Genomic DNA, 12,617 nt, shown 5'->3' with positions numbered 1-12,617 from the left:
CCAACGCGTAGCATTGGCACGATAGTTATAAATCTCGTGGGAGCCTGCGGCCCATCAAAGCAGATTTGTGTATGAAAACGAGCGCTGCATAGGAACGATTAGTGTCGGCTGCCACGTTCCAGCGTCTGCGAGGGCAGCTCGCCGAACAGGCGCTGGTAGTCCTGTGCAAAGCGCCCCAGATGATTGAAGCCCCATTGCGAGGCGATGGCCGCGATGTTGTAGCCACTGTGCCCCTGCAACAGGCTGCGCCGCGCAGACTGGAGTCGAAAACGCTTGAGGTAGGCCACAGGCGAAACGCCGAAGTGTGCCTTGAAACTGTCGTGCAGTTTCTGCGGGCCTATACCGGCCGCGCGTTCGATATCGATCAGGTGGATATCATCGCCGCAATGGTCTTCGATGAACTGTTGCGCCCGTTTCAGAAAGGCCGGACAGCGGCTCTGGACCTTTTCGTTCAGGGCCGCCGAATAGTTGTTCGGCTGCGAGAGAATCAAGCCTTTGATCAGGCTGCGCTCCAGGTCCCGCGCCATCGGCAGGTGCTCGAAATAGTCGCTGTCGCCGTCCATTTCATCGACCAGATACCGCACCATGCGCCACCACGATGCCGTGGCACCCAGTTCGGCATTGATACACGGCTCGAACACCAGCGGCGCCTGGGCCGGACGCTCCAGCAACTCGTCCAGCACGCGCTGCATTGAGCAGCAGTCAATCGCCACCTGCAACTTGCGGCAGTTGCCGGTGATGCTCAGTCGCTGCGAGTCGAACGGCGAAATAATCAGCCCGGTTCCGGCATTGGAACGCAACAGTCCCTTGCCGCAGTCAAGCTCCTGCTCGCCGTCCAGCGGCAGGCTGATGCTGTAGCTCTTCAACGAACTGCCGGGCTCGACGCCGATCACCACATCGGTGCCGTACTGGATACGCCCCAGCACCGTAGACATTGCGCTGAGCACGTTCGCCGAATGTTCGAATTCCAGGCAATGCGGAGCGCTCGCCTGAAGGCTGTGCGGGCCGCAGATGGTCGACATCCAGGCGCGCGCGCCGTCCAGATCATGGTGCGCGGCATGAAGGCCGTGGGCGCGCGAGTCGTTGGGCAAAACAGCTTCACTCTTCATATCGATGCCCTGCCGGTAAGTCCGGTCTGGTTCTGATCAGGTTCTGCTCACGTTACTGCGGCAGGTATGCCGCCTCTATCCACTTACTGCAAATAACCGCAAAACGGATATGTTCTGCCGGGAAAACGGATAGAAGGTCATTGCTGCGGGGCGTTCAATCAGTTCAAGGCTGATGACTCTAAAAAGGAGCCCCCTGATGAGCAGCGCAAAAACCGTAAGCCAATGGCAGCACTTCGTTGAAGGTTGCCTGGATTTTCGTCCAGTCGAAGGTGTGTACCGCATTGCCCGGGAGATGTTCACCGAGCCCGAGCTGTTCGATCTGGAGATGGAACTGATCTTCGAAAAGAACTGGATCTACGCCTGTCACGACAGTGAAATTGCCAATAATCACGACTTCATGACAATGCGCGCCGGTCGCCAGCCGATGATCATCACCCGTGACGGCAACGGCCAGCTCAATGCATTGATCAACGCCTGTCAGCATCGCGGCACCACCCTGACCAGGGTCGGCAAAGGTAACCAGTCGACGTTTACCTGCCCGTTCCATGCCTGGTGTTACAAGAGCGATGGCCGCCTGGTCAAGGTCAAGGCACCCGGCGAGTATCCGGAAGGCTTCGACAAGGCCACGCGTGGTCTGCGCAAGGCGCGCATCGAGAGCTACAAGGGGTTTGTTTTCATCAGCCTCGATGTGCATGGCAGCGACAGCCTTGCCGACTACCTGGGCGATGCCAAGGTATTTTTCGACATGATGGTCGCGCAGTCGGCTACCGGTGAACTGGAAGTGCTGCCGGGCAAGTCGGCCTACACCTACGACGGCAACTGGAAACTGCAGAACGAAAACGGTCTGGACGGTTATCACGTCAGTACCGTGCACTATAACTACGTCGCCACGGTGCAGCACCGCCAGCAGGTCAACGCCGAAAAGGGCGCAGCGGCGGGCAGTACGCTGGACTACAGCAAGCTGGGGGCCGGTGATGCAGACACCGACGACGGCTGGTTCTCGTTTCACAACGGTCACAGCCTGCTATTCAGCGACATGCCCAACCCGAGCGTGCGCCCCGGTTACGCGACCATCATGCCGCGCCTGGTGAAGGAATACGGGCAGAGCAAGGCTGAATGGATGATGCACCGGCTGCGCAACCTGAACATCTACCCGAGCATGTTCTTCCTCGACCAGATCAGCTCGCAACTGCGCATTATCCGCCCGCTGGCCTGGAACAAGACTGAAATCAACAGTTTCTGCCTGGGCGTCAAGGGTGAGTCCGACGCCGACCGCGAAAACCGCATCCGCCAGTTCGAAGACTTTTTCAATGTGTCCGGGCTGGGCACGCCGGATGACCTGGTGGAGTTTCGCGAGGCCCAGCGTGGCTTTCAGGCGCGCCTGGAACGCTGGAGCGACATCTCGCGCGGGTACGAAAAATGGGTCGCGGGGGCAACACCCAACAGCGAGGCCATCGGCATCTCGCCGGTACTCACCGGCACCGAGTTCACCCACGAAGGGCTGTACGTCAATCAGCATGGTAACTGGCAGCGCTTCCTGCTCGAAGGGTTGGCACGCAAGGCCGCTGAAGAACACTCCCTGAAACTGCGTGAGGTCTGAACATGAGCGCCCAATTGCAGTACCGCATCGAGCAGTTCCTGTACCACATGGCCGAAGTCTGCGATGCCCAGGATTGGGATCGCTACCTGGACCTGTTCAGTGAGGACAGCGAGTTCCACCTGCCGCAATGGGATTCGGAACATGTCTACACCACCGATCCCAGAAAAGGCATGTCGCTGATCTATTACCCCAACCGCGGTGGCCTGGAAGATCGTGTCTACCGCCTGCGTACCGGCAAAGCGGCGTCAACCATCCCGATGCCGCGCACGCTGCACCTGATCAGCAATGTGCGCATCGCACCTGCGGATGGGGATGTAAATGGGCAGGCGGGCGAACTGGACGTGCAGGTCAACTGGCACACCCTGTATTACCGCCTGCAAGTTGCGGAGCAGTTCTTCGGACGCGCCAGCTATCGCCTGCGTCCTGATGGCGACAGCTGGAAAATCGCCCGCAAACACGTGGTGCTGCTCAACGACACCATCAACTCGGTGCTCGATTTCTATCACCTCTGAGGTAGCGGGGCGGACATGACTTATAAGGTCGCTTTCAGTTTTGCTGATGGCAAGACGCTGTTCTGCAACGTGCAGAACAATGAACTGTTGCTGGATGCTGCGTTACGCAGCGGGATCACGTTGCCGATGGATTGCCGCGAAGGCGTGTGCGCCACCTGTCAGGGGCGTTGCGAGTCGGGGCAGTACACCCAGGATTACGTGGACGATGAGGCGCTTTCGGCCAGCGACCTGGCGCAACGCAAGGTGCTGAGCTGCCAGACCCGGGTGAAGTCCGATGCGGCGTTCTACTTCGATTTCGCCTCCAGCCTGTGTGACAACACCGGCCCGAGCGCCCTTCAAGGCAAGGTCAGCCAGGTCGAACAGGTTTCGCAGGGCACCGCCATTGTTCAGGTGACGCTGGATGAGCAGGCCAGTGGACTGGATTATCTGCCCGGCCAATACGCCCGGTTACAAATTCCCGGCACTGATCTGCGTCGCTCTTACTCGTTTGCCAATGCTCCCGGCAGTAACACGCTGGAGTTCCTGATTCGCCTGTTACCTGACGGGGCGATGAGCAACTACGTGCGTGACCGCTGCCAGGTGGGCGACGTGATTCAGTTCGAAGCACCGCTGGGCACGTTCTACCTGCGCCATGTCGATCGGCCGCTGACGCTTGTCGCCGGAGGTACGGGGCTGTCCGCCTTCCTCGGCATGCTTGATCAGATCGCCGCCAAAGGAGGCTGCGGGCAGCCCGTGCACCTTTATTACGGCGTGCGTACGGCGCAGGACCTTTGCCAGCTTGCGCGAATTGAAGCCTACAGCCAGCAGATTCCCGGGTTCAGGTTTGTCCCGGTGGTCAGCGAAGAGCAGGCCGACTGGAGCGGAAGGCGCGGCTACATCGTCGATCACCTGGACGCCGCTGCATTGGCCGCAGTGCCCACAGACATTTACGTGTGCGGGCCGCCACCGATGGTCGAGTCCATCAAGGACTGGCTGCACGGGCATTCGCTGGACGCCTCGCGTTTGTACTTCGAGAAATTCGCCGACAGCAGCGTTTGACCGGCCGCCTGACGCCAGTCGCTGCTCCAGAACAATTACCCAGCAGACGGAACCCCCATGAGTGCCATCACGATCGAACGTTTCGAGACCCTGATCGTCGACCTGCCGACGATTCGTCCGCACAAACTGGCCATGCATACCCTGCACGGTCAGACACTGGTCATCCTGCGCATTCGGTGCAGTGACGGCATTACCGGTATCGGCGAGGCCACCACCATCGGCGGCCTGGCTTATGCCGGAGAGAGCCCGGAAAGCATCAAGGTGAACCTCGACAAATGGTTCGCTCCACTGCTGACCGGGCAGGACGCGACCAACCTCAACGCCGCGATGCAACGCGTTGACCGTGCCATTCGCGGCAATACGTTCGCGCGTTCTGCGGTTGAAACGGCGCTGCTTGATGCTCAGGGCAAGCGCCTGGGTTTGCCCGTCGCCGAATTGCTTGGCGGACGCGTACGCGACGGTGTGGAAGTGGCCTGGACACTGGCCAGCGGCGACACCGGCAGGGACATCGAAGAAGCCGAGCGCATGCTGGAGATGCGCCGTCACCGGCATTTCAAACTGAAGATAGGTGCCGGTGAGCCCGTCCGTGATATCGCCCATGTTGCGGCGATCAAGCGGGCATTGGGTGATCGAGCCAGCGTGCGCGTCGACATCAATCAGGCGTGGAGCGAGGCGGTGGCCATACGTGGCTGCCAGCTGCTTGCAGAGGCTGGCGTCGAGTTGGTCGAGCAGCCGCTTTCGCGCCACGACCGTGCCGCCATGGTTCGTCTGAATGCTCGCAGCCCGATTCCATTGATGGCCGATGAAGCCATTGAATCGGTGCAAGACAGCTTTGCGTTGGCGCAGTCGGGTGCAGCGTCGATTTTCGCTCTGAAAATCGCCAAAGTCGGCGGCCCGCGTGCCGTGTTGCGCACCGCTGCGATTGCCGAAGCCGCCGGTATCGGGCTGTACGGCGGCACCATGCTGGAGGGCAGCGTCGGCACGCTGGCTGCAGCTCACGCCTTCGCCACGCTCGACCGGCTGGAGTGGCACACCGAACTGTTCGGGCCACTGCTGCTGACCGAAGACATTCTGGTCAAGCCACCGGTCTATCGCGATTTTCAACTGATCATCCCCGACACCCCAGGGCTTGGGCTGGAGCTGGATGCTGAGCGTCTTTCGCACTTTGCCCGCAGTTGATCTGCCGGAGCACAAGACTAGCCACGAGGATATCCACAACATGCTTTTCCACGTCCGCATGACCGTCAAACTTCCGATCGATATGCCGGTCGACAAGGCCGCTCGACTCAAGGCTGATGAAAAAGCCCTGGCCCAGCGTCTGCAGGAAGAGGGCACCTGGCGCCATCTGTGGCGCATCGCCGGGCTGTACGCCAACGTCAGTATTTTTGATGTGGCAGACGCCCAGGCACTGCACGACACATTGCTGCAACTGCCGCTTTATCCCTACATGGAAATCGAGGTTACGGCCCTGTGCAGGCACCCGTCTTCCATCCATCAAGACGACCGCTGAGTTAGTGCCTTTTCAGCCCGACACCCACAAAACAACAATGAACACCGATGAGGACAAGACTATGAGCGTACGCATTTCCCAGACTGATGATGTACAACAGTTCTTTAATGAGGCTTGCGGCCTTGACCAGCCAGGCGGCAGCCCACGGATGAAAAGCGTTGTGCATCGGGTGCTGACCGACACGATAAAAATCATCGAAGACCTGCGTATTACGCCGGAAGAGTTCTGGAAAGCCGTCAATTACCTCAACGTGCTTGGCAGCCGTCAGGAAGCCGGTTTGCTGGTGGCGGGGCTGGGGCTCGAGCATTACCTGGATTTGCTGATGGACGCTGAGGACGAACAGGCCGGGCAGACTGGCGGCACCCCGCGGACCATTGAAGGGCCGCTGTATGTCGCGGGTGCTCCGCTGTCCGATCACTATGCCCGCCTGGACGATGGTCAGGATCCTGCAAACGTAATGTTCATGACCGGCCAGGTTCGCGGCACCGACGGAGCGCCGCTGGCCAATGCCATCGTCGATGTGTGGCACGCCAATACCAGGGGCACCTACTCGTATTTCGACCCGTCACAATCGGCTTTCAACCTGCGTCGCCGGATCCGCACCGATACACAAGGGCGCTACCGCTTCCAGAGCATCGTGCCATCAGGCTACGGCTGCCCGCCGGATGGGCCGACTCAGCAATTGCTCGACCAGTTGGGTCGCCATGGTCAACGTCCGGCACACATTCATTTCTTCATTTCAGCGCCTGGCCATCGTCACCTCACCACGCAGATCAATCTGGCGGGCGACAGGTACCTGCACGATGATTTTGCCTACGCCACGCGGGATGAACTGATCGCCGAAATTCGCTTCACCGAAGACGCCAACGGCCGCCACGCAGACATAGACTTCGACTTTGTGCTCCAGCCTGCAACGACTGTCGAGGACGAACGCCGCCAGGAACGCCTGCGGGCACTGGAAGTCTGAGTCGAGCGTATTCTCCGAAGATGTAACGCTCCGACCACTCAAGATCGGACGCAGAGCGTCCAGAGCGGCATTCCCACGCGGAGCGTGAGGAACCATACCCTGACTATCGTGCGTCGCTCTGCGTCGCATACCGTTCTGGACGCTCCGCGTCCTCTTGTGGCGTAGAGCGTCCAGTGCTGGAATCATCAGGGCTACGTATAACAAGCCAGGTGGTGAGCGTCGGCAATGGCTGACGCGGGAGGATGCATGCAGTATTCGGGTGAGGGCTTTTCGATCAGGGTATTGGCGTTTGATGATTGCGAGTTGATCAACTGGTATGAAAAGGCCAATCGCAAGCATCTGCAGCCTTGGGAACCGTTGAGGGACGATGACTATTTCATCCTCGAAAACGCCAGATCAAGGGTTCAGCAGCAGTGGGAAAGCATGCAGGCCGGCAGCGCGATTTTCTTCCTCGTCACCGAGCCAGACGGCGGCGAATTGCTGGGGCGGTGCAGTTACACGAATATCGTGAGGGGCGTTTTTCAGGCCTGCAGTCTCGGCTTCTCGCTGGCAGAGACTGCTCAGGGGCGTGGCTTGATGAAAAGGGCGCTTGAGGTGACCAATCGCTATTGTTTCGAACAGATGGGGCTGCATCGAATCATGGCCAGCCACATGCCAGCCAATGTACGCAGCGAGCGACTTCTGCAATCACTCAGCTTCGAAAAGGAAGGGTACGCGCGCGCCTACCTGAAAATTGCTGGCGTCTGGGAAGACCATGTCCTGAGGGCACTGATCAATCCGAACGAGGCCTGATGGCGAGGCGAACGCCTTTCCTACTTCTGCGCCACGTCATCCTTTTCCCAGCCGCCGCCGAGTGCCAGAAACAGGTTGATCTGTCCCATGGCCACTTGGGTGTTGGCCTCTGCCATCTGTGCGCGTACGTCGGTGTAGGTGCGGGTGGCTTGCAGGTCGGCGAGGAACGAGGCGCGTCCGGCCTGGTAGAAGCGGTGGGTCTGGTCAGCGGCTTCCTTGGCCGACTGCTCGGCTTCCTTGAGAGCATCGCGGCGGTCGAGCAGGGCGGTATATTGCGCCAGGCCGGTCTGGGTTTCACGGATGGCGTTGAGCACCACACCGTCAAAGCGAGCCAGAGCAGCCTGGGCCGAGGCTTCAGCCTGATGGATGCGTGCGCGTGAGCCGTTGGACGGGATGGTCCAGTTCAGCAGCGGCCCGAAGCCCCAGCGGTTGGCGGCCGGTTTGCCAAGGTTCTCGATCAGGCCGGTAGTGCCGATGCTCGCGCCGATGCTGATGTCAGGATACAACTCGCCGGTGGCAACACCGATCTGAGCAGTCGACATCGCCAGATGACGTTCAGCCCGACGCACATCCGGGCGGCGTTTGAGCAGTGTTGCGCCGTCGCCCACCGGCATGACCTGCGCAATGTGCGGCAGCGCGTTGCAGCTGCTGACCCCGGCGGGCAGTTGCTCCACGGGTTTGGCCAGCAGCATCGACAGGCGGAACATCGCCGCCTGACGCCGCGCTTCGTAACGGGGCATTTCGGCGCGCAATGACTTGAACTGCGTCTGCGAGCGAGTGACCTGGGTTTCATCGCCTCGCCCGGCATCGCGAAGACGCTGGTTGAGGGTCACGCTCTGTTGTTGCAGGTCCAGCGATTCGCGGGCGATGTCGAGCTCTTCGTTGGCCGCGCAAATCTGCGTGTAGGCCCGAACCACATCGGCGACCACGGTGATGCGTGCGGTATCGACCGCCGCCTGATTGGCATCGACATTGGCCTGCGCTGCTTCGATACCGCGCTGCAAGGTGCCGAACAGATCGAACTGATACGACGTAGTCAGACCCACATCCCCGACGTTGGCGACCGGCACCTTGTCGGTCAGCAAAAACGCTTCGCCCGATTCCTGCACGCGCTGTGCGCCAATTTTCGCGCCGTTGGTAAAACCGCCCGCCGCTTCGGCCTCCGAGGTCTGGTAGCGGGCACGCTGCAGGTTGGCGGCGGCGATGCGCAGGTCGGTATTGGAGGCGATGGCCTGGCGCACCAGTTCATCCAGACGCGCATCCTGATACAGCCGCCACCAGTGCGCAGGCACCGGGGCCGATACCGTGTTGACCGAGCGCCCGGCCAGCTCGCCCTGTAAATCCGGACGATTGATCGCGCCATCCTTGGGCAGTTGGTAATCCGGCCCGACTACCTGACAGGCCGACAGCACAGCAGTAAAACCGAGTGCGGCCACGCGTAAGGCACGTTTCATCGTGTGCGCTCCCGCGTATCGTCGATGATCGACACCGTTGCAGTACGCCCGGCGATCATGCGGAAGTCGGCAGGTACGTCATCGAAGGCAATGCGCACCGGAATGCGCTGTGCCAGACGCACCCAGCTGAAGGCCGGGTTGACGTTGGGCAGCAGGTTCGAGCCGCTGCTGCGGTCGCGGTCTTCGATGCCGGCAACGATGCTCACCACGTGGCCGGTCAGCCGTGCGTTGTCACCGATGACGCGAATGTCGACGCCCTGGCCGACATGAATGCCGTCCAGTTTGGTTTCTTCGAAATAGCCGTCGATGTGGAACGATGCGGCATCGACCACCGACAGCACCGGACGCCCGGCGGTGACAAACTCATGGTCGCGGGGCGCACGGTCATTGAGGTAGCCGTCCACCGGGCTGCGGATCACCGAACGATCCAGATTCAACTGCGCGGCATCCACTGCGACCTTTGATTCACCAAGCGCAGAAAGGGCGCGGGCTTCGCGCGACTGGCTTTCTTCCAGTTGCTCACGCGCCACCAGATTGCCCAGGCCACGGTTACGCTTGTTCTCGCGGCGTGCCTGCTCCCAGGTCTCCTGGCGCTCGGCGACTGTGGCCTGCGCCTGACGCAAGGCCAGACGGAAGCGGTCCTGATCGATGGTGAACAGCACCTGGCCTTTGTGCACGGGCTGATTGTCGGTGACTTCGACCTTCTGGATCAGCCCGGACACGTCTGGCGCGATTTGCACGATATCGGCACGAATATGCCCGTCGCGGGTCCATGGCGCGTACATGTAATACATCACCATGCGCCACACAACGACGGCAGCCAGAGTGACAATCAGCAGGGTCAGGACCACGCGGCCCAGTGTCAGTATCGGTTTTTTCATGTCATCAGGTATCGACTTAGAGTATCCACGGCGCCGAGCAACAAAGCGTATAGACCTACGTTGAACAAAGCCCGGTGCCAGACCAGACGGTAGAAGTGGGCACGCGACAGCACTGCGTGCACGACAAGAAACAGCAGATAGGCGATGCCCATCATCGCCAGGAACGTGGGGATGAAGATCCCGCTGATATCCAGATCACCGATCACAGGGGCGCTCCATCGATGTTATGCGGCAGTTGCTCGGTCAGTTCGCCGCCCACGGTGACAATCTCGACCCCCGGCAACAAGGCCAGACGCAGGCCGCTGAGGGCGTGCAACAGGTGCAGCCGGGCCGGGTTGTCGCCCATCTCCTGCGCCGTCAACGAACGGCGTGCGCGGTCCATTGCCATCAGCAGGCCGCGGGGCGCGGGCAGCCTTTCACCGGCCTTGCGACAGTGCTTGAAGTAGCCGCTGACTTCATCGATCACCTGACGCAACAACACTTGTGCGGCAGGCGTGGCGCGTCGGGTGTAGGCCAGCAGGTCGAGCATATTCAGCGCGACCCGCACTTCACGCAGGGCAATTCCGGTGTCCTGCGCGGTAAGCGTCAAACGCGGCAGTTGCTGCATCAAACGGTCGAGCATTTGCACGCCCATGCGCCGGTGTTCGGCCAGAGACGAGTCTTCACTGAGGCTGGCGATGTCACGCCAACTGAAACGGGTCAGACGCTTGACCGCCAGTTCAACGCCGAACGGGCGGAACACCAGCGTCCAGATAAAGGCGAACAACAGCCCGGCAGGACCGGCCAGGTTGGAGTTGAGAAAGTTCATGAAGTCCGCGTCGTAGGCGCTCTGAATGCTGATGAACGACGAGGTGTTGACGATGGTCAGCAGTGTGCCGAGAAAGAAACGCGGTTGCACAGTCAGGGTGCCGACGCAGATGAAGGGCACCGCAAAGGCCAGAACCAGCATCGGGAAGTCGTGCAGGTTAGGCAGCACCACGAACAGGTACAGGCTGGCAAATACCACCGAGAGCAGGGTCCAGAAGAAGAATCGGTAGATTTGCGGGGCAGGGTCGTCCATGGCTGCAAAGAAACTGCACGACACTGCTGCCAATGCCACGGCACTGGCACCGTCTTTCCAGCCCAGCAGAATCCACAACACCGATGCAGCGATGATCGCCAGTACCGTCGAAGTCACTGAATAGAGCATCAGGCCGCGGTCCAGAAACGGCGTCAGCCGACCCAGACGCCAGTGGCGATAGACCGCTCTCCATTGAGATTGATCGTCTGTCTTGATCGCATATTGCAGGGTCCGGCAATCCAGCCACAGGTCGATCCACTCGCCGAGCCTGAACAGTGTATTGGAGAGCAGCAGTTGATCGCGGTCGTCCAGTTGTGTGGAGTTCGGCTGGAGGCGTTCCAGCTCACCGTGCAACTGTTGCCATTGCTCCCGTTGCGGGCCGTCGGCAGTGCTTTCAAGCCAGTCGCAAGCCTTTTCAAGCACGGGTTTCAGACTGGCCAACAGCTCAGGCGTGCGTCGCTCCAGCGCCCACAATGCGTCATCCAGTGCATCGATGACCGGCAAAAGATGGATCATTCGGCCGCGCAGTTCATTGGCGTTGCGTACGGTTTGCTTGCGTGCGCCTTCGTGACTCAACTGGCCGATCATCATTTCCAGCGAGTTGAAGCTGCCGACCATCGAATTGCGTAGTGCGCCGATTTCCTCGGGCTCACAGGTGCGGCTGATAAAGCGCTGGCTGTAGGTCGAGGCGTCACTGAACCATTTTTCTGTGGTGGCCTGAAACACCGGTGCCAAGCGTCTGGGCCAGAACATCGCACCTACGACGGCGGCGCAGATGATGCCGAGAAAAATCTCTTCGGTACGCGACACGGCGATATCGAATACGGCCTGCGGGTTGTCGACCACCGGCAGGGAAATCAGCGGCATGGTGTAACCCGCCAGCATCAGTGCGTAGCTGTTGGCAGTACGCAAGTGCAGGGACAGAAACAACAGGGTGCCGGTCCACAGGCCGACCACGATGGCCAGTAGCAAGGGCGTCTGTACGAACATCGGCACCAGCAGCACCGACGCCGCTGCACCGGCCAGGGTGCCGGCGGCCCTGTACAGCGCTTTGGAACTGGTCGGGCCGACAAAGGGGCTGGAGACGATGTACACCGTGGCCATCGCCCAATAGGGGCGAGGCATTTCCATCAACAGCGCGATGTACAGCGCCAGCATCGACGCGCCGAAGGTACGCACGCCGTAGAACCAGTCGCGTGCCGGTGGGACGCTGGAGAAAAATCCGCTCAAACCGGCCCCCCGTGCTCACCTTGTGCAGCCTCGGCGAAGGCCTGGAATACCCGCAAGGTGGCTTCGAGATCGGCGGGTTGAAGGCCCTGAAGCACATCCGCCCGCAGACGCGTCAGTTCCAGTTCTATCGAGCCTGCCAGTGTACGGCCCTTGTCGGTCAGGCTCAGGGCCTTGGCGCGGCGATCATTGGGGTCTTCGCTGCGGCAGACGATGCCGGCCTTGCACAGCTGGTCGAGCAGGCGCACCAGTGTCGGGCTTTCCATGCCAGCCGCCTGCGCGACTTTTACCTGATGCACGCCGTCACCCAGGCGTGCAATGGCCAGCAGTGGCCCGGCGCACGCTTCAGAAATTTCATAGGTGGCCAGTGTGTTGTGGCAAATGCGTCGCCATTGGCGAGAGGCGGCTACCAGGCCGCTGCTGACAGCGCGATGCAGTGGATCGACAAGCATGAATCACCGGGTTGA

Annotated in this window: 13 protein-coding genes; 7 read left to right on the top strand and 6 right to left on the bottom strand. The window is 60.6% G+C overall.

The window, feature by feature from the left end; all coding sequences use genetic code 11:
- Window positions 1–98: 98 nt before the first annotated feature.
- Window positions 99–1,109, bottom strand: coding sequence for an AraC family transcriptional regulator (locus RGM3321_RS19985; RefSeq protein WP_244394539.1), 1,011 nt, complete (start codon window positions 1,107–1,109; stop codon window positions 99–101).
- Window positions 1,110–1,302: 193 nt separating this feature from the next.
- Between RGM3321_RS19985 and antA the strand changes: the two genes are divergently transcribed.
- From antA to RGM3321_RS19950, 7 genes are all read left to right on the top strand, one after another.
- Entirely contained in the window at window positions 1,303–2,709 is a 1,407-nt protein-coding gene (gene antA, locus RGM3321_RS19980) for an anthranilate 1,2-dioxygenase large subunit (RefSeq protein WP_244394574.1), read from the top strand.
- 2 nt (window positions 2,710–2,711) lie between these two features.
- Window positions 2,712–3,221: an anthranilate 1,2-dioxygenase small subunit gene (antB, locus tag RGM3321_RS19975; RefSeq protein ID WP_244394538.1), complete on the top strand. Its 510-nt coding sequence runs from the start codon at window positions 2,712–2,714 to the stop codon at window positions 3,219–3,221.
- Window positions 3,222–3,236: 15 nt separating this feature from the next.
- The gene (gene antC, locus RGM3321_RS19970; RefSeq protein ID WP_244394537.1) at window positions 3,237–4,259 is read left to right on the top strand and encodes an anthranilate 1,2-dioxygenase electron transfer component AntC; all 1,023 of its coding nucleotides are present in this window, start codon (window positions 3,237–3,239) and stop codon (window positions 4,257–4,259) included.
- 57 nt (window positions 4,260–4,316) lie between these two features.
- The gene (locus RGM3321_RS19965; RefSeq protein ID WP_244394536.1) at window positions 4,317–5,438 is read left to right on the top strand and encodes a muconate cycloisomerase family protein; all 1,122 of its coding nucleotides are present in this window, start codon (window positions 4,317–4,319) and stop codon (window positions 5,436–5,438) included.
- 40 nt (window positions 5,439–5,478) lie between these two features.
- Entirely contained in the window at window positions 5,479–5,769 is a 291-nt protein-coding gene (gene catC / locus RGM3321_RS19960; protein ID WP_244394535.1) for a muconolactone Delta-isomerase, read from the top strand.
- 61 nt (window positions 5,770–5,830) lie between these two features.
- A complete protein-coding gene (catA, locus tag RGM3321_RS19955; protein WP_244394534.1) occupies window positions 5,831–6,736 on the top strand; it encodes a catechol 1,2-dioxygenase in 906 nt (301 codons plus the stop codon).
- A 246-nt stretch (window positions 6,737–6,982) separates the two neighbouring features.
- Complete coding sequence (locus RGM3321_RS19950; RefSeq protein ID WP_244394533.1) at window positions 6,983–7,528, top strand: GNAT family N-acetyltransferase; 546 nt, start codon at window positions 6,983–6,985, stop codon at window positions 7,526–7,528.
- 20 nt (window positions 7,529–7,548) lie between these two features.
- Here RGM3321_RS19950 and RGM3321_RS19945 read toward each other — a convergent pair whose 3' ends face one another.
- From RGM3321_RS19945 to RGM3321_RS19925, 5 genes are read right to left on the bottom strand one after another with little or no spacing between them, the layout of a single operon-like run.
- Window positions 7,549–8,982: an efflux transporter outer membrane subunit gene (locus RGM3321_RS19945; RefSeq protein ID WP_244394532.1), complete on the bottom strand. Its 1,434-nt coding sequence runs from the start codon at window positions 8,980–8,982 to the stop codon at window positions 7,549–7,551.
- The gene (locus RGM3321_RS19940) at window positions 8,979–9,863 is read right to left on the bottom strand and encodes an HlyD family secretion protein (protein ID WP_244394531.1); all 885 of its coding nucleotides are present in this window, start codon (window positions 9,861–9,863) and stop codon (window positions 8,979–8,981) included. The genes RGM3321_RS19945 and RGM3321_RS19940 overlap by 4 nt, the downstream gene beginning before the upstream one ends.
- The gene (locus RGM3321_RS19935) at window positions 9,860–10,069 is read right to left on the bottom strand and encodes a DUF1656 domain-containing protein (protein WP_003315925.1); all 210 of its coding nucleotides are present in this window, start codon (window positions 10,067–10,069) and stop codon (window positions 9,860–9,862) included. The genes RGM3321_RS19940 and RGM3321_RS19935 overlap by 4 nt, the downstream gene beginning before the upstream one ends.
- Window positions 10,066–12,153, bottom strand: coding sequence for an FUSC family protein (locus RGM3321_RS19930; protein ID WP_244394530.1), 2,088 nt, complete (start codon window positions 12,151–12,153; stop codon window positions 10,066–10,068). The genes RGM3321_RS19935 and RGM3321_RS19930 overlap by 4 nt, the downstream gene beginning before the upstream one ends.
- Complete coding sequence (locus RGM3321_RS19925) at window positions 12,150–12,602, bottom strand: MarR family transcriptional regulator (RefSeq protein ID WP_244394529.1); 453 nt, start codon at window positions 12,600–12,602, stop codon at window positions 12,150–12,152. The genes RGM3321_RS19930 and RGM3321_RS19925 overlap by 4 nt, the downstream gene beginning before the upstream one ends.
- Window positions 12,603–12,617: the final 15 nt, after the last annotated feature.

The organism is Pseudomonas sp. RGM 3321 (assembly GCF_022836805.1).
Classification (GTDB): Bacteria; Pseudomonadota; Gammaproteobacteria; order Pseudomonadales; family Pseudomonadaceae; genus Aquipseudomonas.
Note: the sequence above shows the minus strand (reverse complement) of the source record. Positions and strands in the feature narration are given on the sequence as shown.

What these genes read in the sequence shown, in the direction of transcription:
- RGM3321_RS19950 (WP_244394533.1), top strand. Translation starts at nt 6,983, where the DNA reads ATGCAGTATTCGGGTGAGGGCTTTTCGATCAGGGTATTGGCGTTTGAT.
- antB (WP_244394538.1), top strand. Translation starts at nt 2,712, where the DNA reads ATGAGCGCCCAATTGCAGTACCGCATCGAGCAGTTCCTGTACCACATG.
- RGM3321_RS19985 (WP_244394539.1), bottom strand. Translation starts at nt 1,109, where the DNA reads ATGAAGAGTGAAGCTGTTTTGCCCAACGACTCGCGCGCCCACGGCCTT.
- RGM3321_RS19925 (WP_244394529.1), bottom strand. Translation starts at nt 12,602, where the DNA reads ATGCTTGTCGATCCACTGCATCGCGCTGTCAGCAGCGGCCTGGTAGCC.
- catC (WP_244394535.1), top strand. Translation starts at nt 5,479, where the DNA reads ATGCTTTTCCACGTCCGCATGACCGTCAAACTTCCGATCGATATGCCG.
- antC (WP_244394537.1), top strand. Translation starts at nt 3,237, where the DNA reads ATGACTTATAAGGTCGCTTTCAGTTTTGCTGATGGCAAGACGCTGTTC.
- RGM3321_RS19945 (WP_244394532.1), bottom strand. Translation starts at nt 8,982, where the DNA reads ATGAAACGTGCCTTACGCGTGGCCGCACTCGGTTTTACTGCTGTGCTG.
- RGM3321_RS19965 (WP_244394536.1), top strand. Translation starts at nt 4,317, where the DNA reads ATGAGTGCCATCACGATCGAACGTTTCGAGACCCTGATCGTCGACCTG.
- catA (WP_244394534.1), top strand. Translation starts at nt 5,831, where the DNA reads ATGAGCGTACGCATTTCCCAGACTGATGATGTACAACAGTTCTTTAAT.
- RGM3321_RS19940 (WP_244394531.1), bottom strand. Translation starts at nt 9,863, where the DNA reads ATGAAAAAACCGATACTGACACTGGGCCGCGTGGTCCTGACCCTGCTG.